General features: G+C 47.1%; 23 protein-coding genes and 2 pseudogenes. 11 read left to right on the top strand and 14 right to left on the bottom strand.

The annotated features are described in order from the left end of the window. Positions 1-99: 99 nt before the first annotated feature. From OGY13_RS04585 to rclA, 6 genes are all read right to left on the bottom strand, one after another. Positions 100-867, bottom strand: coding sequence for a putative bifunctional diguanylate cyclase/phosphodiesterase (locus tag OGY13_RS04585; RefSeq protein ID WP_003831149.1), 768 nt, complete (start codon positions 865-867; stop codon positions 100-102). 100 nt (positions 868-967) lie between these two features. Next, entirely contained in the window at positions 968-1549 is a 582-nt protein-coding gene (locus OGY13_RS04580) for a helix-turn-helix transcriptional regulator (RefSeq protein WP_003831148.1), read from the bottom strand. Between the two features lie 21 nt (positions 1550-1570). Further along, positions 1571-2266, bottom strand: coding sequence for a flagellar brake protein (locus OGY13_RS04575; RefSeq protein WP_103015057.1), 696 nt, complete (start codon positions 2264-2266; stop codon positions 1571-1573). A 568-nt stretch (positions 2267-2834) separates the two neighbouring features. Then, the gene (gene rclC / locus OGY13_RS04570) at positions 2835-3395 is read right to left on the bottom strand and encodes a reactive chlorine resistance membrane protein RclC (RefSeq protein ID WP_008784029.1); all 561 of its coding nucleotides are present in this window, start codon (positions 3393-3395) and stop codon (positions 2835-2837) included. Between the two features lie 11 nt (positions 3396-3406). Next, positions 3407-3637, bottom strand: coding sequence for a reactive chlorine resistance periplasmic protein RclB (gene rclB / locus OGY13_RS04565; protein ID WP_048216347.1), 231 nt, complete (start codon positions 3635-3637; stop codon positions 3407-3409). 172 nt (positions 3638-3809) lie between these two features. Next, positions 3810-5135, bottom strand: a complete 1326-nt coding sequence (gene rclA, locus OGY13_RS04560; protein ID WP_213752852.1) for a reactive chlorine resistance oxidoreductase RclA — start codon at positions 5133-5135, stop codon at positions 3810-3812. 237 nt (positions 5136-5372) lie between these two features. Here rclA and rclR point away from each other — a divergent pair, with 237 nt between their 5' ends. Then, complete coding sequence (gene rclR, locus OGY13_RS04555; protein WP_137377130.1) at positions 5373-6227, top strand: reactive chlorine-specific transcriptional regulator RclR; 855 nt, start codon at positions 5373-5375, stop codon at positions 6225-6227. A gap of 52 nt (positions 6228-6279) precedes the next feature. Here the strand turns inward: rclR and OGY13_RS04550 are convergent, their stop codons facing one another. The 4 genes from OGY13_RS04550 to OGY13_RS04535 form a co-directional block, all read right to left on the bottom strand. Beyond that, complete coding sequence (locus OGY13_RS04550; protein WP_213752853.1) at positions 6280-9423, bottom strand: CusA/CzcA family heavy metal efflux RND transporter; 3144 nt, start codon at positions 9421-9423, stop codon at positions 6280-6282. 11 nt (positions 9424-9434) lie between these two features. Beyond that, entirely contained in the window at positions 9435-10727 is a 1293-nt protein-coding gene (locus tag OGY13_RS04545) for an efflux RND transporter periplasmic adaptor subunit (protein WP_213752854.1), read from the bottom strand. Positions 10728-10804: 77 nt separating this feature from the next. Beyond that, positions 10805-11152 carry a cation efflux system protein CusF gene (gene cusF, locus OGY13_RS04540; protein ID WP_008784023.1) on the bottom strand — a complete coding sequence of 116 codons (348 nt, stop codon included), beginning with the start codon at positions 11150-11152 and terminating at the stop codon, positions 10805-10807. Positions 11153-11184: 32 nt separating this feature from the next. Next, entirely contained in the window at positions 11185-12567 is a 1383-nt protein-coding gene (locus OGY13_RS04535) for an efflux transporter outer membrane subunit (protein ID WP_213752855.1), read from the bottom strand. A gap of 195 nt (positions 12568-12762) precedes the next feature. Here OGY13_RS04535 and cusR point away from each other — a divergent pair, with 195 nt between their 5' ends. The 5 genes from cusR to OGY13_RS04510 all read left to right on the top strand — a co-directional run bounded on the left by cusR (position 12763) and on the right by OGY13_RS04510 (position 17102). After that, a complete protein-coding gene (gene cusR / locus OGY13_RS04530; protein WP_003831137.1) occupies positions 12763-13446 on the top strand; it encodes a copper response regulator transcription factor CusR in 684 nt (227 codons plus the stop codon). Further along, positions 13436-14887 carry a Cu(+)/Ag(+) sensor histidine kinase gene (locus OGY13_RS04525; RefSeq protein ID WP_063941362.1) on the top strand — a complete coding sequence of 484 codons (1452 nt, stop codon included), beginning with the start codon at positions 13436-13438 and terminating at the stop codon, positions 14885-14887. The genes cusR and OGY13_RS04525 overlap by 11 nt, the downstream gene beginning before the upstream one ends. Positions 14888-15012: 125 nt before the next feature. Further along, entirely contained in the window at positions 15013-15339 is a 327-nt protein-coding gene (locus tag OGY13_RS04520; protein WP_048214749.1) for a PcoE/SilE family metal-binding protein, read from the top strand. Between the two features lie 372 nt (positions 15340-15711). Beyond that, on the top strand, positions 15712-16215 hold the full coding sequence (locus OGY13_RS04515) for a hypothetical protein (protein ID WP_008784020.1): 504 nt from the start codon (positions 15712-15714) through the stop codon (positions 16213-16215). A gap of 83 nt (positions 16216-16298) precedes the next feature. Next, on the top strand, positions 16299-17102 hold the full coding sequence (locus tag OGY13_RS04510; protein WP_213752856.1) for an MBL fold metallo-hydrolase: 804 nt from the start codon (positions 16299-16301) through the stop codon (positions 17100-17102). Positions 17103-17171: 69 nt separating this feature from the next. Here the strand turns inward: OGY13_RS04510 and OGY13_RS04505 are convergent, their stop codons facing one another. Next, entirely contained in the window at positions 17172-19616 is a 2445-nt protein-coding gene (locus tag OGY13_RS04505) for a trimethylamine-N-oxide reductase 2 (RefSeq protein ID WP_213752857.1), read from the bottom strand. Between the two features lie 20 nt (positions 19617-19636). After that, a complete protein-coding gene (locus OGY13_RS04500; RefSeq protein WP_213752858.1) occupies positions 19637-20731 on the bottom strand; it encodes a NapC/NirT family cytochrome c in 1095 nt (364 codons plus the stop codon). 527 nt (positions 20732-21258) lie between these two features. On the opposite strand from OGY13_RS04500, the gene uspF reads away from it, so the two are divergent. Next, positions 21259-21687: a universal stress protein UspF gene (gene uspF, locus OGY13_RS04495; RefSeq protein WP_003831130.1), complete on the top strand. Its 429-nt coding sequence runs from the start codon at positions 21259-21261 to the stop codon at positions 21685-21687. 55 nt (positions 21688-21742) lie between these two features. Here the strand turns inward: uspF and torD are convergent, their stop codons facing one another. Together torD and OGY13_RS04485 are read right to left on the bottom strand one after the other, a co-directional pair. Further along, positions 21743-22357, bottom strand: coding sequence for a molecular chaperone TorD (torD, locus tag OGY13_RS04490; RefSeq protein WP_213752859.1), 615 nt, complete (start codon positions 22355-22357; stop codon positions 21743-21745). Continuing rightward, positions 22354-22659 (bottom strand): annotated as a pseudogene (locus OGY13_RS04485) (trimethylamine-N-oxide reductase TorA); the annotation flags it as partial. The gene torD and the pseudogene OGY13_RS04485, both read right to left, overlap by 4 nt. Before the next feature lie 342 nt (positions 22660-23001). Between OGY13_RS04485 and OGY13_RS04480 the strand changes: the two are divergent. The 4 genes and pseudogenes from OGY13_RS04480 to OGY13_RS04465 form a co-directional block, all read left to right on the top strand. Next, on the top strand, positions 23002-23364 hold the full coding sequence (locus tag OGY13_RS04480) for a GtrA family protein (protein WP_174770601.1): 363 nt from the start codon (positions 23002-23004) through the stop codon (positions 23362-23364). After that, on the top strand, positions 23361-24299 hold the full coding sequence (locus tag OGY13_RS04475) for a glycosyltransferase family 2 protein (protein ID WP_186413636.1): 939 nt from the start codon (positions 23361-23363) through the stop codon (positions 24297-24299). Before OGY13_RS04480 ends, OGY13_RS04475 begins: the two co-directional genes overlap by 4 nt. Beyond that, a complete protein-coding gene (locus OGY13_RS04470) occupies positions 24289-25746 on the top strand; it encodes a glucosyltransferase domain-containing protein (RefSeq protein ID WP_186413637.1) in 1458 nt (485 codons plus the stop codon). The genes OGY13_RS04475 and OGY13_RS04470 overlap by 11 nt, the downstream gene beginning before the upstream one ends. A 709-nt stretch (positions 25747-26455) precedes the next feature. Then, positions 26456-26780, top strand: a pseudogene (locus OGY13_RS04465) (site-specific integrase); the annotation flags it as partial. Between the last annotated feature and the right edge of the window lie 8 nt (positions 26781-26788).

The raw sequence follows: 26788 nt of genomic DNA, 5'->3' as shown, positions 1-26788 counted from the left end.
TTGCCGTTCAAAGTCGCCTGATGCGCTACGCTTATCAGGCCTACAGACTTAACAGCAACGCGGAACAACCAAGGGGTTGGGAAACGTGAAAAGGAGGGATTAACGATTATATTGTGCTAAGAGTGAAGGGATCTCTTCTGCCAGCACCGGGGGAGAAATGAAAAAGCCTTGAATTTTGTCACAACCAATCTGCATCAACCGCTCCAGCTGGGACTGGGTTTCCACCCCTTCGGCAAGAACTTCAATGCCAAAATTATGCGCCAGTGAAATAATACCCTCAACAATCTTCGTTGATCGGGTGTCGGGCTCAATACCGGTGACAAATTCCTTATCAATTTTTAAAGTGTCAAAAGGATATTTCAACAGGTAATTAAGATTAGCATGGCCGGTTCCAAAATCATCAAGTGCAAGCTTGACCCCTATCGCCTTTAATTCCGTCATATTTTTAGCCGCAATCTGGCTGTCACACAGCGGTGACGTTTCCGTGACCTCTATTTGGCATCGATGGACCGGCAGTCCGGAAGTGGCAAGATTTTGTCTGACGCGTTGGGGTAGCAGAGGATCGCAGAATTCAAGCGCGGAAATATTGACGGATAATACAATGGGGTCAGGCCAGGAAGTTGCAACATCCCACGGAGAGTGAGTAACCATATCTTCAATGGAAATAATATTGCCGCTATCTTCCAGTAAGGTAATAAAAACATCGGGAGAGATCATACCCATCTGAGGACTATTCCAACGCATTAATGCTTCAAATCCGCTTATACGCTGGGCATGCAAATTGAAAATAGGCTGATAAACCATATAAAGTTGACTGGTATTCAAAGCCTTTTCAAGCGCAGTTAGCACCTCATTGGAATTAAACATTCCCCTCTCCCTCTACAAATCATAAAATTAAAAACCAGTCAAAATCACTCCCAAATTGTATCTACTATTAGGTGTATTACATCAGAAAAGAATGGTCAGGTTAGGGTAAAAAAGACATACGATGGGTAAATCTGACAATTAACTTATTTAAATCAGAGGTATTGGTCAGGCCAAGTTTGGCGACGACTCTCATCTTATGTGCCTGAATCGTTTTATAGTTCAGGCTAACTAACTCAGAAATTTCTTTGGCTGTATAACCACTTACCAGTAAGTTCAGGATCTGCTGTTCTCTTTCGGTTAATCTCTTCTGCGAACGATACAGTCGGGGGTTCCATTTCCCGACTGATAATTTCGCCAATTGACCAAAATCGCGCAGTGAAGATTTTTCAGTCAAAACTATTGTTTTTTCGACATATAATAACTCTACGCATAATTTCGCCACCAAACTATCAGCAACAATCACCACGACGTTATTATAAAATTTGAATCGGTTTTTATTCAAAAACTGAACAATGTCTGAACACGCTTGTTCATTATCAATGATATTAAAAACCATGGTTTGATGCTGGCATAATGATGACTGATGCAACATATCCTCAAACTGGAATGTTTGTATCGGTACATGTTTGCTGGTCAGGTAGGCAAACATACCATTGCCCACAAAATTATCACTGCCACACATCAACATCCTGTTCACCGTTCCTTATAAGCTTCTAATCTTGTTACTCATTAAAAATTTAATAATGATTTTCTCGACTTCAGTCTCTTCACGACGATTTTTAAAGTCGAACTCACATGAGATCTGATGACAGGAATACAACTGGTTATCCTCATCAAATTCATTGATCGGGACGACATCGATCACTTTTAAGTCCAGTTGTAAACTGCCAAAGGTATCGAAATCCAGAGATGCATTTTTAATCACCGCATCTTTATAAAGAAAACGGGCGTTTACATCTTTAACGATTAACGCACAACCACCCTGCGAGATATTTTTAATCTTGAGAGAGTAGTTTTCTCCATTTTTGTAACGACCAAAACAGAAAAAGTCATAACCCTTCAGGAATGAAAAACGCTGATTTTGTCTCTGCTGGGCAAAGAAAATCATATCCGGGATGAAGTAGGATAATCCTGCTTCCGCACCTGCTGACGAGGTTTGTTCGAACCTGGCAGTAAACTTTACAATCCCGCTTTCACTGTGCAGGATAAAGTATTGGACCTTTTCAGGAACAATGTCTCCGTGTCCGGAGATGACAAACCGTTCGAAATCAATCTTCTCTAACTGCGTGATAACGCTACTGTCTCCACACAGGATTTCCAGTTTCGTTTTCTTATGAAGCTCTTCACGAAGGATAGCGATGATTTCAAACTTGTCTTCCTTTGCTAAGCCAAAGCTCATTCTAAAACCCTTATTTCCATATTTAAGATATGTCCCGCCTTTGGTTACTCACAAAACGCGAGATCAGCATCCACCCCTGGTGCTTAATTACCATAGTGGATTCCATGTCAAACAGTTGGTTAAAAATTAAGTTTTTAACTATCTTTAGTCAGTTATTGATACGTAAAAACATTTAATCAGGATTAATTCTAGCTCAAGCCAGGCCTAAAACCACGCGAACTTGCGTACTGGCTATAACAAAAGCGAATAACAAAATTTTTAAAATGAGGTTTTGAGATAACAAATAGCAAGAATTGTACAGAAAAAAATAAAGCAATCATGATGGAGGGGCTACGCAACATGCGGGTTGGCGTGCTATCGCGGGGGATAAGAGAAGATGTTTACTGCACTCTATCATTAACTAAAATATAGCCCTGACTCGTTATGCTTCTAAATTGAATAATTGCAATTTATATATGCTTAATAAATTTACCTTAAGTCAGAAAAAAGCCAGCATCCTGCTGGCCCGGTAAGTACCGAATCGAACTATAGTGGCTTGCTATCTTACAGAGGGCACAACGTTAAAAATTCAATACCGCTGCTTAATTATTGATCGGGATGAATCTGCGATAATCATCACTGCTCCCGCCAACATTAACGTATCTTTTAACACCAACCGCCCGGCGCCTGACAAGTACGGAAATCCGTGGTGTAAATCACCCAGAGGCATTACCCATGCTTCTGGTGTGGTTATTAAAAATGATAAGGTAACAATTGGTGTGGCAAATGCCAGAACGCCGCCAATTAATCCCAACCAACGGCTAACAGGATTAGCCAGCACCAGCAAAGCGATAAGAACTTCGACTACGCCCAGGCCATTTGAGAACGTATACGTGTTATTCGCTGTCTGCCATTCACGAGCCTGCGGTTTGAATTCACCTTCGTGGGTTAAATGTTGTTTGTATTCTTCTGGATGCTCATAAAAAAATGACATTACCGGACTATTGGCGACAAACGGCGTAATGCTGTCGGCTTCGTAAGGTACAAATTTTAATAAACCAATCCAGATAAAAACAATCGCGATACTCAGGCGAATCAAGGTTAATCCAACTCTATCGCCCTTGCCCAATATACGAAGATACTTTTCCATCCCGGCTCTCCTTACTTGTACAAAATTGCCGTTGCGTGAGTGCTGCTATCAATGCGCATTGAGGTAATTTTCCAGGAAGTCGCATTCTTTTCCTGCGCCAGTTTCGCAATGGCATCTTCCACCACGGAAGGAGAGCCAGACACGGCTGATACGCTAACGTGGGCAACCTCGGTTTGCGCTAACGCGGAAAATGTCACCGGAGCAGTCAGTAACGCAGTCATTAGTAACGTAGTTTTAAGCATGTTCATTTCTATTTCCATTAACGAGTTATTTCAGTGGGAATATAATAAAACATGTCACTTTATTTTATTTCATCCGTAACGCCAGAATAACTGTCAATTAGTATCAGGAATATAAAAAATAAATAAAAAAAAGCCCCACACGGGTGGGGCAAATATGCAGACTACGCTATTATCATTTTATGAGAGAAAAGAGATCGTTTAATGATTCGCTCATACTTGGATGGGTAAATATCTGGTCACGCAATGTGGTATAAGGTAACCCCGCATCCATAACCGTCTTGATGATATTAATCATTTCATGAGAATCCACGCACAGCAGCGACACGCCTAATATTTGTTTCGTTTCGCTATCCACCACCGCTTTAAGAACACCACGCGTATCATTCATCACCCGCGCTCGCGGGATAGCCGCTACCGGCAACGTCACGACTTGCACCGCCGCACCGCTGGCGCGAGCCTGTTCTTCAGTCATTCCGACGCGGGAAAGCGGCGGCGTCATAAAGACGGAATACGGTACGTTTTGGCGATCGCCCGTGTTACGTAACCCCTCGCCTAGCAGGTTGTCACGCACAATACGGAAGTCATCCAGCGAGATATAGGTAAATTGTAATCCACCAGTGACATCGCCCATTGCCCAAATGTTATCTGCCGATGTACGCAAATATTTATTCACAACAATGGCACCACGATCGTTTACATCCACACCCGCTTTCTGCAATTGCAGGTTTTCTGTCGCCGGTTTGCGACCTGATGCTACCAACAGCGCATCCACCGTCTGGGCACCCTCCGGCATGTGCAGCTGTACTGCACCATCATGAGAGGAGACCGACTGCACGTTGGCATTGAGGATCAGCTCGACGCCTTTGTCGCGTAAAATGTTGGCGATAGCGTCAGCAATATCCCGGTCCTCACGAGGCAAAAACTGCGGAGCTGCTTCATAAATAGTGACTTTGCTACCAAAGTTGGCAAACATCGATGCGAATTCAACGCCGATATACCCACCGCCCAAAATGCCCAGACGCTCTGGACGTTGCGTCAAATTCAACAGCCCGGTGCTGTCAAATACGCCAGGTGTCGTGGTTAATCCCTCAACGTTTGGAATCATTGACTGGGCGCCAGTATTAATAAAGATTTTCTCGCCGCTCAGCTCAATCTCGCCTGTTGACTGCACGACTCGCACAGTATGGTTATCAACGAATTCAGCACGACCTTCAATCACATCCACGTTTTCCAGATCGGCAAGATTATGGAAATTTTTATCGCGCAGAAAACTGACAACAGAGGCCTTGCGTTGCATTGCTTCGGCAAAGTCATGCTGAAGTTCAGCATCATGTACCAGGGTTTTGGTTGGGATACAGCCGATGTTGATGCATGTCCCGCCATACATGGTGTTTGACTGTTCAATAATCGCTACCCGCCAACCCGTTTTGGCCAGTGTTGCCGCCAGCGTTTTACCCGCTTTGCCAAATCCAATAATAATCGCCTGATACTGATTCATGCTGTCTCTCCGCCAAGTCACTGTTCGTTTGATGAACTGAAATATAGCTCTAACTCTGCCGAAACAATGTATCCACAACTCGCAGATAACTGTCAGATCGTCTAAATTAGCCTTAAAGATGACTAACATTTCGAGAATGAATTATTACACTAACACTTTGAAGGTATTAATATAATAATGAAATAAAGAGATAATATCGTTTCAATAAACGACAACAAAAAATGTTCAGGAGTCTCCATGGATGCCCTTAGCCGATTACTGATGCTTAACGACCCACAAGGCTCAATTGACCAAAACTGCCTACTGAGCAGGGACTGGCAACTGCCTCACGCAGCAGGTGAATTGTCCATTATCCGCTGGCATACGGTCACACAAGGGGCAGCCCAACTGGACATGCCCGATGGGACATCTTTTACTCTGCGGCCCGGTACTATCGTGATCCTGCCGCAAAACTCCGCACATCGGCTCTGCCAGTCTGGCGATGAACAAACACACATTGTTTGTGGCAGCCTTCGATTGCACGCTTCCTCACGCTATTTTTTAACTGCGTTACCGGAAGTATTGGTTCTGGCACCTGATGAAAATAGCCCTGTCAGCTATTGGCTCAAGGCCATGATTGCGTTGATGCAACAGGAATCCTTGAGTACTCTGCCAGGTTCCAGTGTAGTCTGCAGTCAACAATGCGCCACACTGTTCGCCTTAGCCGTTCGCGAATGGTTAACCAAGGCGACCCCCGTTCAGAACGTGTTAAATCTACTGCTTCATCCCAAACTAGGGGCTGTCGTCTTCATGATGCTGGAGTCACCGGCGTTTGCCTGGACCGTCGAAGAACTGGCGAAACGTGCGCATATGTCGCGGGCCAGCTTCGCGCAGCTATTTCGTGAAGTCTCAAACTCCACGCCGCTCGCAGTATTAACCACATTACGCCTGCAATTCGCTGCCCAGATGCTGTCTCGCGGGTCGCAGCCATTGGTTGTGGTGGCCGAGTCGGTGGGCTACGCCAGCGAATCGTCATTCCATAAAGTCTTTTTAAGGGAATTTGGCTGCACGCCGGGCGAGTACCGCAAACGCGTGAAGGCACTGGAGGTATAACGCGGCGCCTGCTTCGGCAACAAATCCGAATGCAGGCGCGCGCTTTAGAGCATTATTTTTGACCGCGGTGTCTGTGCAGCCACATCAGCTTATACGCTGCCGGAATAATGAATAGCGACAGCAATGGCGCGGTGATCATGCCGCCAATCATCGGCGCGGCGATGCGGCTCATGACTTCTGAGCCAGCTCCCGACCCCCACAAGATAGGTAACAGACCCGCGATAATCACCGCCACGGTCATCGCTTTTGGGCGCACGCGCAGCACGGCACCGTGATATAACGCTTCATCCAGCTTGTCCGCCGTAAAGGTTTGCGGATTTTCCAGCGCGGGTTCGGCTTCAATAGCGTGGCGCAAGTACATCAGCATCACCACGCCAAACTCCGCAGCAACACCTGCCAGGGCGATAAATCCGGTTCCGGTTGCGACCGACATATGGAAACCCATCCAGTAAAGGAACCAGATGCCGCCCACCAGCGCAAAAGGCACACTGGTGATAATCAGCAGCGCTTCGCCAAAGCGACGGAAGGCCAGATAAAGCAAGACGAAGATAATCATCAGCGTCATTGGCACCATCAACTTGAGCTTATGGCTGGCGCGCTCAAGCAGCTCGAATTGCCCTGAAAACGCCACGCTGGTCCCAGGCTTTAACTGGACCTTTTCAGCAATAGCCTTTTTCAGATCGTTTACCACTGAGACCATGTCACGATCTCGGGCGTCGATGTAAATCCAACTGGTTGGTCGCGCATCTTCGGTTTTCAGCATCGAAGGCCCCGAAACCACCGTCACATCGGCGACATCCGCCAGCGTAATTTGCTGTTTCATGGGCGTCAGAATCGGCAGATTACGCAATGCTTCCGGGCTATCACGATAGCTCTGCGCATAGCGCAGGTTGATAGGATAGCGTGCAATCCCTTCCACCGTTTCGCCCACCATTGCCCCTCCTACCGCTGAAGTGACAAACAGCTGCACAGCACCTACGGTCATGCCGTACCGGGCCGCTCTTTCACGATTAATATCTACGTTGAGATAGCGTCCGCCCACCAGACGCTCGGCCAGCGCCGAAGAGACACCCGGCACGGTTCTGGCCACCTCTTCAATTTGCTCCGCCGTGGCGTCGATATCTGCCAGAACATTACCCGACACCTTAATGCCAATTGGGCTTTTGATCCCCGTAGAGAGCATGTCGATACGGTTACGAATCGGCGGAACCCACAGATTCGCCAGCCCCGGCAAGCGTACGGTTTTGTCCAGCTCGGCGATGATTTTGTCCATCGTCATCCCCGGACGCCACTGGTCCTGCGGCTTCAGTTGGATCGTCGTTTCAACCATTTCCAGCGGCGCGGAGTCTGTTGCGGTTTCTGCCTTACCGGTTTTACCAAACACGCGCGCCACTTCCGGAACGGTCATGATCAGCTTGTCGGTTTTCTGCAGCATATCCGCTGCCTGCGCCGCTGAGATCCCCGGCAATGTCGAAGGCATATACAGCAGATCGCCTTCGTTAATCTGCGGCAGGAATTCACCACCGACTTTATTCAGCGGGTAGACAACCGTCAGTATTGAAAGCACCGCCACCAGAATGGTGGTCTTGGGCCAGTGCAACACCTTCAGCAACAACGGATGGTAAATACGGATCAGAAAACGGTTAAGCGGGTTGCTACTTTCGGCCGGTATTTTTCCACGGATCCAGAATCCCATCAGGATCGGAATAACCACAATCGCCAGAAATGCCGCCCCTGCCATGGCATACGTTTTGGTGAACGCCAGCGGGCCAAACAGTCGCCCTTCTTGCCCCTCAAGCGTGAAAATGGGGATAAACGACAACGTGATGATCAACAGGCTGATGAACAATGCCGGGCCGACTTCTACCGAGGCGTCAGTAATAACCTTCCAGCGCGTTGCGTTATCGAGCTTTTCATTCGGATGCTGATGCCCCCACTCTTCCAGCCGCTTATGGGCGTTTTCAATCATCACGATTGCGGCATCAACCATCGCCCCGACGGCAATGGCAATTCCCCCTAGCGACATGATGTTGGCGTTCAAACCCTGGAAATGCATCACGATAAACGCGATACACAGCCCCAGCGGCAGGGAAATAATCGCCACCAGCGCCGAACGCAGATGCCACAGGAACAGTGCGCACACCAGCGCCACGACGATAAACTCTTCCAGCAGCTTGTAGCTGAGGTTATCAATGGCGCGATCGATGAGCTGACTGCGATCGTATGTTGTAACTACCTCTACGCCTTCCGGCAGACTGCTTTTCAGCGTGTCGAGTTTGGCTTTAACGGCAGAGATCACCTCACGCGCATTTTTACCGGAACGCAGGATAACCACCCCGCCCGCGACTTCGCCTTCGCCATTCAGTTCGGCGATCCCACGGCGCATTTCCGGCCCAATCTGTACGCGCGCCACATCGCGCAGGTAAACAGGTACACCGTCGGCCCCTGTTTTCAGGACGATGTTATTGAAATCATCGAGCGTTTGCAGATATCCACTGGCGCGGACCATATATTCCGCTTCAGCCATCTCAACAGATGATCCGCCCGCTTCCTGATTCGACGTATCCAGCGCCGATTTCACGTCCGCCAGGCTGATGCCATATTGCGTCAGCTTCATCGGATCGATAACGACCTGATACTGTTTAACCACGCCGCCTACCGAAGCGACCTCCGCCACATTAGGAATCGTTTTTAACTCATACTTTAAAAACCAGTCCTGAAGAGAGCGTAATTCCGCCAGATCATGTTTCCCACTGCGATCCACCAGCGCGTACTCAAATATCCAGCCGACGCCCGTGGCGTCCGGTCCCATTTCCGCGCTAACGCCAGCCGGTAATTTTCCCTGAACCTGGTTGAGATACTCCAGTACGCGCGAGCGCGCCCAGTAAGGATCGGTACCATCTTCGAAAATGACGTACACGTAGGAATCACCAAACTGCGAGAAACCGCGCACGGTTTTCGCACCCGGTACCGACAGCATGGTGGTGGTCAGCGGGTAGGTCACCTGGTTTTCAACAAGTTGCGGCGCCTGCCCCGGATAGCTGGTTTTGACGATCACCTGAACATCAGAGAGATCGGGCAGCGCATCAACCGGCGTATTGATGATGGTCCAGGTTCCCCAGACGCTAAGAAACAGCGCCCCCATCATCACCAGAAAACGGTTTGCCACCGAACGACGGATAATCCATTCAATCATTTATCATGTCCTCAGTGTGAATGGGTCGCCTGGGCTGGCATGGCGGCTGCGTCTTGCGCCTTACTGTTCTGGGCGCGCATACGGTCCAGTGCGCCAGAGATATTCGCTTCGGAATCAATCAGGAACAGGCCACTGGACACCACTTTTTCGCCTTCGGTCAGGCCGGAGCGGATAGCCGTCAGCCCCTGGGATTCATGGAATACCGCAACCTGTTTCGGCACAAATCGGCCTTCGTTATCAACGGTGATAACCCGCTGCTCGGTACCCGTATCAATCAGTGCTTTAGACGGGATCAGCAGCATTGGCTCGCTTTGTGTTTTCAGTTGCAGGTAAGCATTCATCCCGGGCTTGAGCGCCTCGTCGGGGTTATCGACCTGTAAACGGAGCTGGAGCGTACGCGTGGTAGCATCAACGCTTGGTAAGATACTCCACTTGCTGATGGTGAAAGGCTTATCCGGCCAGGCGGGCACGGTGATGGTAAATTGCGAGGCATCTTTAATCAGCCAGGCGATAGATTCCGGAACCGACGCGCTGACCCATACCGGGTCCATACCCTGAATTTTCGCGACCACATTGTCTTTGGAAATATTCATACCGGTACGCAAATCGAATGCGGTGATCACCCCATCGATAGGCGCTTTCAGGGTAAAGCGAGTCTGAATTTTACGCGTCGATTTTAAGCGCTGGATATCTGCTTCAGGCATTCCAGCCAGACGTAATCTCTCCAGAATCCCTTCCACCTGCGTCGCGCTACCGCCCGTTTCCCGCAGCAATAAATATTCGCTCTGCGCCTCAACCCAATCAGGAATAGTCAGGTCGATCAGCGGCGAACCCTTCTTAATTTTGTCCCCCACGGTCAGCGGGTAAACCTTCTCGATAAAGCCCGCAGAGCGTGCCTGGACAATAACAAACTGGTATTCGTTATAACTAACGTTGGCCGGGAAAGTTTGCGCGTAGTGCAGTGGTCCACGACGCACTGGCTCTGTTTTCAGCCCCAGGTTCTGGGTCTGTGTAGGATCGATGCGCACGCCACGCGATGATGCGTTCGCGGTCTCTTCATCGGCATATTTCGGGATCAGATCCATATCCATAAACGGCGATTTACCCGGTTTATCAAAGCGCGTGTTCGGATACATGGGGTCATACCAGAACAACACTTTTCTGGCTTCTTTTTGCTGAACTGGCCCGGCTACAGACGATATTTTTGCCGATGAATAATAAGTATAAACACCGACAGAAATAATCCCGCCGGCAATCATGCTACCGAGAATAAGCGCGGTATTTTTAATATTTAAAGACGCCATAGTGATTTCCATTGCGCGATAGTCTCACCCGCGTTCGCAAAAAACTCGGGCAAGAATAAAAGAGACCAGCGAGAACGTTATTTACTGATGTGAATATCGCGTAACACAGAGAGATTTCCCTGCTGAACAAACGTAAACGCGACCTTATCGCCTGGCTTAATATCATCAGCCTTCGTATCAGCAACCAGCGTAAAGCGCATCGTCATGGCCGGCCAGTTCACCGCTGGAATAGGGTCATGCTTAATCGTGATTTTTTTACTCTCCATATCAACAGCTTCAATCACCCCGGTAGCGCTAATGAGTTGTTCCTGTTGAGCCGCTGGTTGCATATTCATCATCTCGCCATGCTGATTTTCATTGGCCTGGGCGTTAAACATAACCACAGAGAAAAGGCTAAACAGTACGGCTTTGGCGGTAGTATTCATACATCATGCTCCTGAAAAGTTAATATTAAGGATTACTCCACCCAACCGCCGCCTAAGGCAGCAAACAGTTTAATTTCATTAACCTGTTGGGCGTAATTAAGATCGAGCAGCGATTGCCGCGTAGCGAATAAAGAACGTTCTGCGTCTAATACTTCGATATAGCTAACTGCGCCATTCTGATAAAGCGCTCTGGCGCGCTGTAGTGTGATTTGCAATGAATCCAGATAACGCTGCTGCCCACTAATTTGATCGGCAATGCTTTGGCGTAACACCAGTGCATCCGCCACTTCTTTAAACGCGTTCTGAATTTTTTGTTCGTAATTCACCACCGACTGCTGCTGGCGTATTTCGGCGAGATCGAGATTGGACTGATTACGTCCGGCGTTGAAGATTGGAATATCTATTTTGGGGACAAAATTCCACATGCCGCTGGAGGCATTAAATAAATTGGAAAGATCGCTACTGCTACTGGACACGGAACTGGTCAACGTTATCGACGGAAAAAATGCCGCCCGCGCAGCACCGATATTGGCATTTGCCGCCAATAATCCGTGCTCAGCTTCCATAATATCCGGGCGCTGCAACAGTATTTGCGACGAAAGCGATGGCGGCAGCGTTACCGGTTTAATATCCCCACGGCTGCGCGCCTGGTCATCGGGTAATTTCCCGTATGTACCCAGCAACAGTTGCAGCGCGTTATTGGCCTGTGCCAACTCACCTTTACGCTTGGCAATTTCGCTACGCGTACTTTCAATCACACCGCGCGCTTGTTCCAACGCCAGTACGTTGGTGCTACCGGTTATCAGTTGCTTCTCTACAAAAGCGTAAGAGCGCTGATAGTTTTGCAGCATTTCTTCGGCAACTTGCAACTGCGCGTAAGCCAGACGCTGGTTGAAATAACTTTGCGACACGTTGGAAATTAATAAGATATGTACCGCCCGACGCGCCTCTTCGCTGGCGAAGAAGTTCTGCCGTTCGGCTTCACTCATATTTTTAAGCCGCCCAAAGAAATCCAGGTCGAAACTGAGATTGAGTCCAGCTTCGAATTCACGATCGGTGCTGCTATCACCTTTTAATTTACCGCTGTAGGTACCGCTGGAGCCTGCCGTGATTTGCGGATAACGGTCAGCGTCCGTGACGCCATACTGCGCTCGCGCTTCCTGAACCTTCAGCGTCGCCATGCGTAAATCGCGGTTATTGATCAGCGCCTCACCAATCAACGCCTTCACCTGGTCGTCAACAAAAAAGGTTCGCCACCCCGTGTCCTGGTATTCACCAGGAGCCGACACCAGGGAATTCTGGCTTAAAGAAAATTGCTGTGGCACCGGCAAGGCCGGGCGCTGATAGTCCGGCGCCAATGAACAACCAGCGAGCACGAATATAGCGCTGAGAGTAAGAAGCTTAAATTTGCTCATAGTTCTTCTCGTCCTGACCGGACTGATGTCCCTAAAATAAGTAGGAATTTATAGTCTTGTACTTTAACGAAGTGACTCTGTTTAACCGGTGACAGGAAAATGACAAAACTGTCATTTTCCCAATAACAGATTGCTATCCGATCCCGCTTCCCTAGAATTGAAAGTCCGCACAACCAGTGCGAGAAGGAGAATGCGATGAAGGTTTTGATAGTCGAAGATGAGAAAAAAACCGGTGAATACCTGACGAAAGGCCTGACGGAAGCGGGTTTTGTTGTGGATTTGGCGGATAACGGCCTGAACGGGTATCACCTGGCGATGACCGGCGATTACGACCTGCTCATACTCGACATCATGCTGCCGGATGTAAACGGCTGGGATATCGTGCGGATGCTGCGTTCCGCCAACAAAGGAATGCCCATTCTTCTCCTCACCGCACTGGGTACCATTGAACATCGGGTTAAAGGTCTGGAATTAGGTGCTGATGATTACCTGGTTAAACCGTTTGCCTTCGCCGAACTGCTGGCACGGGTCAGAACGCTGCTGCGCCGGGGCGCTGCGGTGATTGTTGAAAGCCAGTTTCAGGTCGCGGATTTAATGGTCGATCTGGTCAGCAGGAAAGTCACCCGCAGCGGTACGCGCATCACCCTGACCAGCAAAGAGTTTACGCTGCTTGAGTTTTTCCTGCGCCATCAGGGGGAAGTTTTACCCCGCTCACTGATCGCCTCCCAGGTCTGGGATATGAATTTTGACAGCGATACTAATGCCATCGACGTCGCCGTTAAGCGTCTGCGCGCCAAAATTGATAACGATTTTGAGCCGAAACTGATTCAGACCGTGCGCGGTGTGGGATATATGCTTGAGGTTCCTGATGACCAGTAAACGATGGCGGCGCCCTTTTTCACTGGCGACACGACTGACCTTTTTTATCAGCCTGGCGACAATTGCTTCATTTTTCGCCTTTGCATGGATAATGATCCACTCCGTGAAAGTCCACTTCGCCGAGCAGGACATCAACGATTTACAAGAGATTAGCGCCACGCTGGAGAGGATTATTAACCAACCCAACGAGCCAGAATCACGCCGCCTGGAAACGCTAAAAAATGTGGTGGCGGGTTATTCGAACGTCATTATTTCTCTGGAAGATAGCAACCAGAAGGCCATTTTCCATTCGCCCAATGCGCCGGATCTCCGGCAGTTTATCGCCAGTGCAAGGCCGGATAAAAATGCTCATGCCAGCGATGTTTTTATTATCTCAGGCCCCACACTGCAAACCTCCAAACATATCCACGGACAGAAAACATCGTCTAACTGGCGAATGATTCGCCTGCCGGTAGGACAGCTTGCCGATGGAAAACCAGCGTATACGCTGTATCTGGCATTATCGATCGACTTTCATCTGCACTATATTAACGATCTGAAAAACAAGCTGATTATGACAGCATCGCTGATTAGCATGATGATTGTTTTTATCGTGTTGTTCGCTGTATACAAAGGTCATGAACCAATTCGTAACGTCAGTCGTCGCATCCAAAATATCACCTCGAAAGATCTCGATGTACGCCTCGATCCGCAAGCTGTTCCTATTGAACTGGAACAGCTGGTGAGTTCGTTTAATCACATGATCGAACGCATCGAGGACGTATTTAAACGGCAGTCGAACTTCTCAGCGGATATTGCCCATGAGATCCGCACGCCAATAACTAACCTTGTCACTCAAACGGAGATTGCGCTCAGCCAGACCCGCAGCCAAAAAGAGCTGGAAGATGTGCTGTATTCCAATCTCGAAGAGTTTGGCCGTATGTCGAAGATGGTGAGTGATATGCTGTTTCTGGCGCAGGCGGATAACAATCAGCTGATCCCAGAAAAAAAAGCGCTCAATCTGGCTGATGAGGTCGGTAAAGTGTTCGACTTTTTCGAAGCCTGGGCTGAAGAGCGTGAGGTTGGTTTACGGTTTGAAGGACGCGCATGCTGGGTTTCAGGCGACCCATTAATGTTACGCCGGGCAATGAGTAATCTGCTGTCAAATGCCATGCGCTATACGCCAAAAGGCGAGTCGGTAACCGTGCGGGTGAAAGAGGCGGATGGCCAGGTGCAGATAGTCGTTGAGAATCCCGGAAACCCCATTCCCCCGCAACATCTTCCGCGACTCTTTGACCGCTTTTATCGAGTGGACCCTTCACGACAGCGTAAGGGCGAAGGCAGCGGCATTGGTCTGGCGATTGTGAAATCAATTGTGACTGCCCATCAAGGAAAAGTCTCGGTGACTTCCGACCCTCATGCCACTCGCTTTATTCTGACGCTGCCCAAGCACGCGATGTAATTTATGGTGATGACGCTTATACCCGTCATCACCTGTTGTCTGACACAACCGTCATAATCCTGTCACGCCACTGACAGCCCCTATTAATTATACTTTCTTCCGTAAACCCAAACAGGAGAAATATGATGAATAAGATGTCCTCTTTTTTAGCTATCGCGTTTTTTATTTCAGCTGGCGTTAATGCGGCAGAAACACCCAAAATGCATCAGCAGGCCGCAATGGCTCATGAAATGATGAATAACAGCGATGCTCCTGCACATCAACAAATGGCACAAGCACACGCCGCGCAAGCAAATAATTCATCGTCAATATCAACCAATGCGAAATCATTTTCACAAATGAATGAACATGAAAAAGCGATGGTTGTTCACCAATCGGTAAACAACGGCCATTCATTTGCTCATGAGGTACAGGCCGAGCAGCACCGCGCGCAGATCTCCACTCAGGGGTAAAGACGAACTATATTGACAACGACATCCATAAATACGCGAAGTTTGAATATTGTGGACTACTCTCCCCACGCGGGCCTGTTTATATACAAGCCCGCGTCCCACTTCATCGTTAATGTCAATATTAATAATTTATTAAATCCTTCTTCTAAAAGTGAATACATCTTAGTTCTCTACCCGGGTTGTATAAAATAAGTAAATAAACGGCTTGTTTTGTTGCGTATTACAGCATTCATCACCCCACCCTAATTATAAATTAGGATTCCCCCTGGTATGCTTCATTAATATTTAATGGGAGACTGCCGTCGTCGTAAACATGACAGTCCAAATGTTCGCATTCCTATAAATAAATTTAATGATGATAGTGAGTAAAAAATGAATAAACGTCTGCTAACCCTCCTGGTCCTTGGCCTGACAACTGCCACAACAGCATGTGCAATTACCCCGGCAATGCAGAAAAAGTATGAACGTTCAGGTTGTACGCAGATGAGTGAACTCAATGGCTGCGATGTGAATAAATCCTATCAGTGGAACCGCGATCATGGCTTTATTGAGAACAGCAACGGCCAGCAGAATCGTCATCATCATGGTGAAAAACAGCAAAATACCACTAACACGGATAACCACGATAATGCCGGTATTGATGGCAAATTCAGCGGAAATTACGTGGCCAAATTTGCCAATGGTCAACGCAGCGTTGATATTCACGTCGAAGATTCCGGCGTTTACGTCAATGGTAATGAAGTGCGTGACGTAAATACCTATAAGGATACGATGACCTTCCGCGTCGGTTATGCCACTTACACCATTAAAACAAATGGTCACGGTAGCTGGAATGACAGCGATGCAGGAAACGCAGGCAAAATTGTGCGTGAATAACGGATAACGCTAAAGAGCGCTGCGATCACAGCGCTCTCAAAAGCGATGCATTACAGTATGCCGTTTTAATACGGGAGTCAGGCATGGCTTTAACCCTCACAGTGCTGCTTGAAAACCGACGCGCTGCTGGCGCAGAAAAATCAATACTGGCCAAGCCTGGATTAAGTCTGTTAGTTCAGGATGAAACAACCACAATATTGTTTGATACCGGGCCGGACGGCAGCTTCATGCATAACGCTGCACAAATGGGCGTGGACCTGACCCAATTAACCGCCGTAGTGCTGTCGCACGGTCATTATGATCACTGCGGCGGCGTGCCGTGGCTTGCGGATAACAGCCGTATCATTTGCCATCCTCAACTGGCCTGCGAGCGTTACGCATCGATAACGGTTGCGGGAATACCACGAAAAATTAAAAAACTCTCGCGTGATAACAACTACTCTCGATTCATAATGGAATACACCCGCGAGCCGCTGGCTATCAGCGATCGTTTTTTGTGGTCCGGGGAAATCAGTGTCCCCACGCCACAGTCCTATGGCGTGATTAGCGAGAAAACACTCCAGCCAGATTACATCAGTGACGAAGGCGTATTGATCTATAAATCTGCACGCGGGTTAGTCATCATTACCGGTTGCGGGCATCGGGGAATAGAAAACATCGTACGCCATTGCCAGAAAATCACCGGGGTTAACAAAATTTATGCCCTGGTCGGTGGCTTTCATTTACGCGCAGCCTCCCCCGCTAAGCTATGGCGAACCCGACAATTTATTAAGCAACAACAACCCGAAAAACTGCTCGGCTGTCATTGCACCGGTTCGTGGGGGCGATTGTGGCTACCGGGAACTGACGCCCCGGCAACGGGAGATGTGATAGTGCTGGCTGAGTAACAACAGTAAAACGTTGCCCAAACAGCAATAAAAAACGGGAGCCTTACGGCCCCCGTTTATCAGCCATCATTACATGGTGACAATTGCTGGCTCATCAAAGACGGTGAGTTTTGGCGCTTCACCGGTGTATTTTTCTGCGTATACCAGGCTGGTATTCCCGGCACAGCCGTTCGCCAGTCTTGAAGTCGGGATATCCGCCGTCAGCACGTTCGCGCCGCCATTTTTACAGATACCATTTTCAATATCCGGCCATGCGCCTTCATGAATACAGATGATGCCCGGTTTGATGCCGTCGCTGACGTGCGCCCCAACCAGAACCTGTCCACGAGCATTCCATACGCGGACCAGATCGCCCTCGGCAATCCCTCTGGCTTTTGCGTCATCCGGATGAATCGTCACCGGTTCACGATTGGCAATTGCGTACTCTTTACGTAGCGACGCGTAGTTCAGCTGGCTATGCAGACGATGTGCCGGGTGCGCCGTCAGTAGCTGCAGCTGATCTTTATCCGCAGTTCCTTTCCATTCATCCGGTTCAATCCAGGACGCATGCGGCGGACAGTCTTTATACTGATAGCCTTCAATCGTTTTCGAGTAGATTTCAATCTTGCCGCTCGGCGTTCCGAGTGCGTTCATCACCGGATCGCTGCGGAAATCCGCGTAGCGCACATATTTGTTATTCTTTTCATTCTCACGCATTTCGATCAGCTTATTCTGCTGCCAGAACGCGTTGAACTGAGGCATGGCAACACGCTGGGCGCGGGCGGCTTTTTGCGCGACGTCATAGAACTGCTTCAGCCACGCCATTTCGTCTTTGCCTTCGGTGTAGACAGCTTTCCCCCCCGGCTTGAGCATCTCAGCCAGATCGGCAAATACGTCAAAATCACTACGCGCTTCAAACTGCGGCTCAATGACCTGCTTCATCGGTACCAGATGCTGGTTACTGTAATCACCGGTCATGGTCAGATCGTTACGCTCAAACGAAGTGGTGATTGGCAGAACGATATCGGCGTGTTTGGCCGCAGCGGTCCAGTAGCATTCAGAGATGACAACCAGTTCAGGCTTCTGCCAGGCTTTGATTAAGCGGTTGGTATCCTGATGATGGGTAAAGTTAGCGCCGCCCGCCCACCAGATCATTTTGATATCCGGGAAGGTTTGCTCTTTACCGTTATGTTGATATTTGCCGCCTGGGTTTTCCAGCGCTTCGACAATTCGCGCTACCGGCAGGCTGGTCACCGCATCGGAAACCGCCCAGTCATTACCTGCCGATGACCCACCCTCAATTTTGGCGGAGATCGCCGGTAAGACCCCACCGATGCGCGTTGGATTACCGCCGTTGGAATAGTGATAAGAGAACCCGAAGCCGCCGCCTTCGGTACCAATTTGCCCCAGCATCGCCGCCAGAGTCACCAGCATCCAGTGTTTTTGCTCACCGTATTGCTGGCGCTGAATCCCCCAACCTGCCATGAGCATGGTTTTGTTGCTGGAGAAAATTTCCGCCAGCTTTTCCAGTTGCTCAGCAGGCACGCCACACACGCCAGATGCCCACTCGGCGGTTTTCTCTACTTTATCGCTCTTGCCGAGCAGGTACTCTTCAAACTGCGGATATCCGGTGGTGTATTTTTCCAGGAAGGCTTTGTCGTGAAGGTTTTTCTTCACCAGCGTATGGGCGATCCCTAACATCATTGCCACATCGGTCCCCATATGTGGCGCAATCCAGGTCGCATTCTCACCAAAGAACTCAATGGTTTCAGAACGCATCGGATCGATGGCGATGACGCTTTTCCCTGATTTCTTCAGCAGATTAAAGTATTCGATCCCTTGTTCATCCGTGCTGCTCCAGGCAATCTTAAGGGTGTTGAGCGGGTTCATCCCCCACAGCACCACGACCTGACTGTGCTCAAGCACCATCGGCCAGGTGGTTTGCTGCTCATAAACCTCAACCGATCCCACAACGTATGGCATGATCACCTGCGCGGCACCGGTTGAATAATCTCCGGTATGCCCAGCGTAGCCACCGGCCATGCTCATATAGCGTTGCAGTAAGGTTTGCGCCTTATGCAGAACGCCGCTGGATCGCCAGCCATAAGAACCGGCAAATATCGAAGCGGGACCATAGCTGCTGCGGATCCGGCTGTGCTGTTCATGAATGAGCTTCAGCGCCTGTTCCCAGCTGACCCGCACGAAGGGATCGTTACCGCGTTTGCCATCCACTTTACCCGGGTTTTCCAGATAGCTTTTGCGCACCATCGGATACTTAACGCGGATATTGGTATGAACCTGATCTGGCGCGGTTTGCTGTAATGAGTTCGGCACCGTTTTCGGCAACGCACCTTTTGAGGAAACCACTTTTCCGTCTTTTACTTCCACGTATACCGCACCCCAACGTGCTGCCGTCAGGATTGCTCCGCCATTCTGGCCTTCGGCCCAGGCTGGCATTGGGATCACCGAAGAAATCGCCATTGTCCCGGTTGCCGCGCCAGCCGTCTTAATAAAGTCACGTCTTGTGAGTTTCATGATTTCTCCTGATTGATCGCTTATTTATTCATGTCTTTAGCGTTGTACTGGAAGTAACGGCTCAGGATATCCAGTTCGGTTTCACTGATATTGGTGCGGGCCCCCATCCCTTTGGCTACTGAAGGCCAGGCGTTAAGCGTGAAGTGATTCGCCGGAATTGGCGCATGACAGCCCGCGCAGTAAACATTGTCGAGTTTGCGCGCGTAATCCCACATAGGTTCACGGCTGGCGAGTGCGGAACCGCTCCATTCGCCCTGCAGCACGACATCTCGCCACGCATTGCCGTAGTCATCTTTTTTCCAGTCGGAGAGGATCTTCAGCGACTGTTGACCTTTTTCACTCAGGCTGGCAAGAATCAAACGCTGCCCTGCTGTGTAGTAAATAACCTGTTCACTTCCTTGCATCTGGCTACCGCGAATCTCGACCAGTCGCGCATTGTCCGTTGTTTTCAGGACCTGCATTTTGGTTGCCGGGTAAACAGTTCCCAGATCGCCAAGCGCGGTGTTGCTTACAGCATAAAGTTCAGTTGCTGAAGCTGGGGTGGAGGCTGACTGCGCTTCAAGTCCTTTAAGCGCACTGTCATCCATTTTTATTTCAGGTGGGAAATGGGCGACGCCTTTATGGCAATCAATACAGGTTTGCTTTTCCGCGATGCCCATTTTGTGCATCTTCTGAGCATCCGCGCTTTGTGCGGCAAGATCCATGGCGTCCATACTGTGGCAGCTACGGCAGGTCGCAGAATCATTAGCCTTGAGCTGTGCCCAAACGGTTTGCGCCATCTCCAGACGGTGTTCTTCAAATTTTTCCGGGGTATCGATTTTTTTGGTTATGAACTGATGATAAACATCTTTTGAGGCCCGCAGCTTAGCCACCAGAAAATCCAAACCGCCCTCCGGGATATGACAGTCCGCGCACTCTGCGCGAATGCCTTTCTGATTCTGGAAGTGAACCGAGCCTGTATATTCTTCGTAGGGCGCCTGCATCGTATGGCAAGACAAACAGAATTCTGTACTCGAGGTTTTATGTAATGTCCATTGCCCTGCCAAAACAATAACTGCACCAAGAACAATGCACGGCAGCATCGTCCATAGGATAGTTTTATTTATTTTTCTCATCTTTTAATTCCATCAGACGAATACCCTTTTAGGGGTAGACAATAAATATCCTAAAGCAGCTATTTATTGATATTCATCAAGCGCGGAGAGAAATGAGAATCAGCAAATGGGTAAGTTTGAAGAGGCTCGCATAATTAGTGAGAACGAAATGTAATTATTGTTTTTTCTTTAAAAACAGATTTTTAAACCACTTTCCAAGTTTATACATCTGTAAAGTAAGATGATGTCAGAATAAAAAATTACGGAGTTCATAACGCTGTTGAAATTACCCCCTTAACGGCCATCGTTATATAATTAAATATACAATGAAAAATATAAAAAAGCACCCTTTTCTATTTCGAGATGGCAAGCATTAACGAGGGGACATCTCTTTTGGTTTTGCTCAGAAATACATTCAAGATAGGCTTATAGTACATACTGCTTAATGACGCGCACTGATGCACACATCCTTGATCTGGTCACTTATTATACAGAAACAACTTTCGCTACACTCAGGGTAGAGGTAAAACAAACAGGAGGTAGTGAATATGTATCGCTCAATTCTGGTGCCCATTGATATCTCTGAAGCCGATCTCACTCGTCATGTTGTGCCGCAGGTCCAGGCGCATGCCAAAACCGCGAAGGTCCACTTTTTAGCCGTTATTCCTACCGTTCCGTTCTATGCCTCGCTGGGACTGGCCTACTCTACCGAATTTCCGGACAGAAGTGGTCTGCAGGCCAAGGCCAGCGAAAAACTCGAAGAAATTATTAAGCAGTTCAATATTCCTGCCGGCAGGACTCAAACCCACGTCGTTTACGGCCCGCCGAAGGATCAGATCCTCAAGCTGGCGGAGGCGGTTGACGCCGAGCTTATCGTCATCGCCTCACACAAACCGGGGTTTAGCACTTATTTACTGGGTTCAACGGCGGCAGCCGTAGTCCGCCACGCGAAATGCCCGGTGCTGGTTGTGCGGTGATAGGGTTAAAACGGGAGCGAATGTGCTCCCGTTTTTCTGTGGCTCAGGCCATCACTCAGTTCTGATGATCCAGCCTGACAAATGCCAGCAGCAGCTGGCTCAACGCACCGTAGAAACCAAAGTCATCATATCGGCGGCATTTAGCGGTGAACTCCGGTAACCAGTGTAACAGCCCCGCCAGCGTTTCTCTGCGCAACGCATCAATACGCTGACGGCTAACCCCTGGCTCACCAAGAGAAAAATGCAGATGGCTCAGCAGTTCGATAAAAATCGCCAGATGATCGGCTGATTCGCTAAACGTATCGCTTACCTGCATGCCCGCATCAGATAACAGTTGTTTAATGACCCCGTAGTTTGGCCCTTCTTCAAGATGAGCCGACGCATAGGGTAACGCGGCGTGTTTATCCGACATCAGGAACAGGCTGCAAAAATCAGCCGCCAGTTCCAGGGTAGCATCTTCACGTACCTTGAGCGCGGCAATTTTCGCTTCCAGCAAAAGAACATCGGCCTCAAGCGACGGTTCACCTTTGAGCACGGTGAACCACTCCGTCATTTCGCTGGACTGCAATTGCGCTAATCCCTCACCGTCACGCTCCCGGGAAAACATTTGCGCCAACCATGCATAAACACAGGCCATCTGTTCTGTCGTCAGGGAGGTGTGTTTCATCATGACGTCACCTTCTCCGCCGGGACATATTCGCACTGCGCCACCATTTTTATCGGGCCGCTGAACGCCGTCACGTTATCCACCTTACCGGTATATTTCTCAATTTCCACCAGCGTAGTATGCGCACTGGTCGCCTGCGCCAGCTGAGACGTGCCGATATCTAGGGTTAACACGTTCGGATTACCGTATTTACACAGCGCTCCGCTTTCTCCACCGTTATCAGGATCGTACCAGGCACCTTCATGGATGCGCGCCACGCCCGGCGAGTAGAGATCGGAGACAACCGCGCTGGCCAGTAAATCTCCGTCCACACTTCGCTCATACATCTCGGTACGCAACGCAAAATCAGGGGGCTTTGTAAATTAATATACCATCAGTGGACAGGTACTATGCTCCCTTGATCTCTACCAATTCACGGGGGTGAACTGTTTATAAACACAGTAAAATTGCAGATTAGGCTACTGAGAATGGGATAAACGAGGGAATGCGGGAAGGTTCTGATTTCGAAAGAATTAAAGATGAAGCCCCCAAATCAACTATTCACACGCAGCAAACCTCAAAAGTTAGGGTACCATGCGATCAATAGCTGATCTGATTCTTCTCAAATGCTAAACTCTGCTATCTCTTAAAATTACTCTTATCGACAAATGCTTAAGCTCCTAACGAAATACGCCTCAATTGGGGTCATAAATACTGCTTTACACTGGCTAATTTTTACTGTTTTTTGCTACGCGATGAGCACTACTCAGGCTATCGCTAACCTAGCAGGATTCTGTGTGGCTGTTACATTCTCTTTTTATGCAAACGCACGATTCACGTTCAAGAAAAAAGCTACTGGCGGTAGGTATTTTGCCTTTTTATCTTTTATGGGAGTGATCAGCTATTTGACTGGTCATATATCAGACGTGTTCAAACTGCCACCGGTTGCAACATTTTTCATCTTCTCCCCAGCCAGCGTTCTTATAGGATTCGTATTTTTTAATTTTATAGTTTTTAAGGGTGATCAATGACCACAATATCCTTAGTTGTACCTGTCTTCAATGAAGAAGATACTATCCCTTTATTTTATGAAGCTGTTAAAAATTATGATGCGCTCAAAAAATATGAATTGGAAATTATATTTATAAATGATGGAAGCAAAGATTCTACAGAAAAAATTATTAATTCTTTATCAATTGCCGATAAAAATATTAAGGCAATAAGTTTTACCAGAAACTTTGGGAAAGAAGCTGCGCTTTTCGCTGGGTTAGAAAAATCCGTTGGTGATGTAGTCATCCCTATTGATGTGGATTTACAGCATCCAATTGAAGTGATACCACGACTTGTTGAAAAATGGCAAGAGGGTGCCGATGTTGTTCTAGCGAAAAGCACCGAGCGATTAACTGATGGTTACTTAAAACGTAAAACTACTAGTTGGTTCTATAAATTTCATAATAAGATTAGCAACCCAAAAATTGAAGAGAATGCTGGTGATTTCCGCTTGATGTCAAGAGAAACAGTGGAAAATATTATAAACCTACCGGAAAGAAACCTGTTTATGAAAGGTATCTTTGCTTGGGTTGGAGGTAAAACTGAAATTATAGAGTATACGCAGGCATCAAGATCTGCTGGAAAATCAAAATTTAACGGCTGGAGACTATGGAATCTCGCATTAGAAGGAATAACTAGTTTCTCAACATTGCCTTTAAGGGTATGGACATATATTGGCCTAGGTGTATCAGCGTTTTCATTTATTTATGCTGCCTGGATGGTTGTAGATAAGCTTATTTGGGGTAACCCAGTCCCTGGATATCCATCGCTAATGACTGCGATATTATTCCTGGGAGGTGTTCAGTTAATAGGCATTGGTATTCTTGGGGAGTATATAGGCCGAATCTACATAGAAACCAAAAGAAGGCCTAAGTTTTTAATTAAAAAAGGTAAGGAAAAGAAAAATGAATTTTGATTCTTTTCATAAAGAAAAAATATCTTTCACAATCTTAGCTTTTCTATCTATATTGTTCATATATCCATTGTTGAGCTATGGGGTCTACTTTAGAGATGATCTAGATAGAGCTGTAACCGGCTATTATGGATGGAGTAATTCAGGACGCCCACTTGCAGAGCTAATAATTTCCATAGTGTCTGCTAGTGGAGATCGGTTGCTAGACTTTTTCCCATACACTCTTATTTTTTCATCCATATCTGTAGCTTTATCATGCTTGCTCGTAAAAAAACTTCTAGATGATTATGAATGTCCAAATAGCTTAATATCATCATCACTGCTTATTTTCAACCCGTTTATGCTTCAAAACTTAGCCTATCGGTACGATTCATTAAGCATGTCTTTAGCATTCTTTTTAGCTATATTATCATACACATATAGCCACAAAGACATAAAGATATCAACAGCAGTTAAAGTTATCACTGGTGTTGGTGCTTTATCATTATATCAGCCATGCGTAAATATATATCTTGGTTTAATGGCGATAGAGACCTGCATACTAGCAATAAAAAAAGATCTACCAATCAAATTTTTCATTAGAAAAATTATTGCTAAATCTCTAATTTTCATAACGATTTATTTAGCTTACATGGCTACAATAGCAAAAATTTATGCTAATTCAAATACACGAAATGTTCTCATCTCATTAAACTCTAATGGTATCAATGAGATATCAAGATCATTTTTAAGACTAAATGATTTAATAAGTAGCTATATGTATGGAACGGTTATTAATTACTTTATCGTTACAATCGTGATGTTATTCGCTGCACTAATATTCTATATTTTTGTACATAAAGTGCCATTAATAAACACATTGTTAAAGATCACTATATCCTTTTTGATATTTTACTTATCTTTAGTCGGTCCAACTATAGCGCTACACGATGCACCTATATATGCAAGAACAATTGTGAGTTTTTCGTGCCTGTTTGTTATGTTTTCTATAATTTTTGTGACAATTAGCAATAAATTAAAATATATTGCTCTTATAGCTGTAATACCATCAATGGCCTTTAGCGCTCAATTAGCAAATGCTCTTCATGAGCAAAGAGAGCATGAGAATTTTGTTATTAATATGATAAGTTATGACATATTAAACAGAAAAAATATAAAGCAAATACTAACTGTTGGAACAATAAATTTTAGCAAACGATCAGAACTAATAGCCAAAGAGAGGCCATTGGTCAATGCTTCAATTAGCAGGGCAACCGAGTTCTTAGCCACATATCAGTTATCTAACAAGGGCCTACCCGGAGTTAGAGTAGGGTATGGCATAGAAAAAAATAACAAAAAAATACTAGATGAATTTAAAAAAGAAAAAATAACTCCTTTTGTTTCTAATTCAGAATATAGTATTTATGAAAAAAACGGAGTCGCTGTCGTAGCGTTAGGAAATGGCCGCTAATGCGACCTTACAATTAATTATATCGAAACATTAGATACCTCTAATCCCTCAGTCTCAATCATATGTTAGGTTTGAGGGATTAAACGGTAACGGCATTTCTATAAAAGTAACACCAATTATAACCATACTATATACATGGATAAGATTGTGCATTCCAATCGCAATCTCCCACTTTTAAAATGTATATACAATAGTATAAAATAACATGCTCTCACAGTGGTCAATATCCATAATTACAATATGTACTGAATTAAAATAAAATAATGATAGTTAACAGCATCAATCTCTGGATACATTTTCAGTTAAAACTGGGAATATCCCCCCCACACGCTCGTCGTCAATCCATTGTATAACCTGTAAATTTGGGTGTAATTTAACCATAAGGATTCGCTACCTGACAGCGAAAATAGCAAATTTACTGGCTTAGATGCAGAAGCATGCTCTTAATGATCAGGATGTTGTACACAACTTTAGGAGTTAGACTAACTTTCATTATAACTTTTTTCAGGAATAATTTTTATATCTTGTTGGCTTCATCAGCCATAAGCCGCATTACTTACTTGTAGAGATAATGAGTGTGATTGCCAAAATTCTGAGCATAGGGGATGTTACCGAGCAAAATAATTACTCTTTAGTAAATAATATGAGCAACCGCAAGTAGCTTACGATATGAAAAATCAGACTTCTACAACCTGAAGAATGGGGTACCAACGGTTCAAAGACGCCAACCGTCAGAAAGATGCGCGTCGATGATCAGCGGGCATGGAATGCAGCTTGCCGACGGGCCGGGATTGATGATTTCCGCTTCCACGACCTGAGACACACGTGGGCCAGTTGGCTGATTCAGTCTGGAGTACCGCTTTCTGTTCTGCAGGAAACGGGAGGATGGGAGAGCATCGAGATGGTGCGCCGATACGCTCACCTTGCGCCGAACCATTTAACGAAACACGCGAAGCAAATTGACTCGATTTTCGAGTGATGATGTCCCAAATATGTACCATCTGGAAAATAAGGAACTTTCAGAAAATGGATAAGTTACTGA

This window comes from Citrobacter sp. Cpo045 (genome assembly GCF_030332875.1).
Classification (GTDB): Bacteria; Pseudomonadota; Gammaproteobacteria; order Enterobacterales; family Enterobacteriaceae; genus Citrobacter; species Citrobacter portucalensis.
The sequence above is the reverse complement of the archived record's forward strand: the minus strand, read 5'-3'. Positions and strand labels throughout refer to the sequence as shown.

Excerpts from the sequence above, each read along its gene's own strand:
- OGY13_RS04525 (WP_063941362.1), top strand. The coding sequence starts at position 13,436 with ATGACCAGTAAACGATGGCGGCGCCCTTTTTCACTGGCGACACGACTG.
- OGY13_RS04575 (WP_103015057.1), bottom strand. The coding sequence starts at position 2,266 with ATGAGCTTTGGCTTAGCAAAGGAAGACAAGTTTGAAATCATCGCTATC.
- OGY13_RS04475 (WP_186413636.1), top strand. The coding sequence starts at position 23,361 with ATGACCACAATATCCTTAGTTGTACCTGTCTTCAATGAAGAAGATACT.
- rclB (WP_048216347.1), bottom strand. The coding sequence starts at position 3,637 with ATGCTTAAAACTACGTTACTAATGACTGCGTTACTGACTGCTCCGGTG.
- rclA (WP_213752852.1), bottom strand. The coding sequence starts at position 5,135 with ATGAATCAGTATCAGGCGATTATTATTGGATTTGGCAAAGCGGGTAAA.
- OGY13_RS04510 (WP_213752856.1), top strand. The coding sequence starts at position 16,299 with ATGGCTTTAACCCTCACAGTGCTGCTTGAAAACCGACGCGCTGCTGGC.
- rclC (WP_008784029.1), bottom strand. The coding sequence starts at position 3,395 with ATGGAAAAGTATCTTCGTATATTGGGCAAGGGCGATAGAGTTGGATTA.
- OGY13_RS04535 (WP_213752855.1), bottom strand. The coding sequence starts at position 12,567 with ATGAGCAAATTTAAGCTTCTTACTCTCAGCGCTATATTCGTGCTCGCT.
- OGY13_RS04520 (WP_048214749.1), top strand. The coding sequence starts at position 15,013 with ATGAATAAGATGTCCTCTTTTTTAGCTATCGCGTTTTTTATTTCAGCT.
- OGY13_RS04585 (WP_003831149.1), bottom strand. The coding sequence starts at position 867 with ATGTTTAATTCCAATGAGGTGCTAACTGCGCTTGAAAAGGCTTTGAAT.
- cusF (WP_008784023.1), bottom strand. The coding sequence starts at position 11,152 with ATGAATACTACCGCCAAAGCCGTACTGTTTAGCCTTTTCTCTGTGGTT.
- OGY13_RS04500 (WP_213752858.1), bottom strand. The coding sequence starts at position 20,731 with ATGAGAAAAATAAATAAAACTATCCTATGGACGATGCTGCCGTGCATT.
- OGY13_RS04480 (WP_174770601.1), top strand. The coding sequence starts at position 23,002 with ATGCTTAAGCTCCTAACGAAATACGCCTCAATTGGGGTCATAAATACT.
- OGY13_RS04470 (WP_186413637.1), top strand. The coding sequence starts at position 24,289 with ATGAATTTTGATTCTTTTCATAAAGAAAAAATATCTTTCACAATCTTA.
- uspF (WP_003831130.1), top strand. The coding sequence starts at position 21,259 with ATGTATCGCTCAATTCTGGTGCCCATTGATATCTCTGAAGCCGATCTC.
- torD (WP_213752859.1), bottom strand. The coding sequence starts at position 22,357 with ATGATGAAACACACCTCCCTGACGACAGAACAGATGGCCTGTGTTTAT.
- OGY13_RS04545 (WP_213752854.1), bottom strand. The coding sequence starts at position 10,727 with ATGGCGTCTTTAAATATTAAAAATACCGCGCTTATTCTCGGTAGCATG.
- OGY13_RS04515 (WP_008784020.1), top strand. The coding sequence starts at position 15,712 with ATGAATAAACGTCTGCTAACCCTCCTGGTCCTTGGCCTGACAACTGCC.
- OGY13_RS04580 (WP_003831148.1), bottom strand. The coding sequence starts at position 1,549 with ATGTGTGGCAGTGATAATTTTGTGGGCAATGGTATGTTTGCCTACCTG.
- cusR (WP_003831137.1), top strand. The coding sequence starts at position 12,763 with ATGAAGGTTTTGATAGTCGAAGATGAGAAAAAAACCGGTGAATACCTG.
- OGY13_RS04550 (WP_213752853.1), bottom strand. The coding sequence starts at position 9,423 with ATGATTGAATGGATTATCCGTCGTTCGGTGGCAAACCGTTTTCTGGTG.
- OGY13_RS04505 (WP_213752857.1), bottom strand. The coding sequence starts at position 19,616 with ATGAAACTCACAAGACGTGACTTTATTAAGACGGCTGGCGCGGCAACC.
- rclR (WP_137377130.1), top strand. The coding sequence starts at position 5,373 with ATGGATGCCCTTAGCCGATTACTGATGCTTAACGACCCACAAGGCTCA.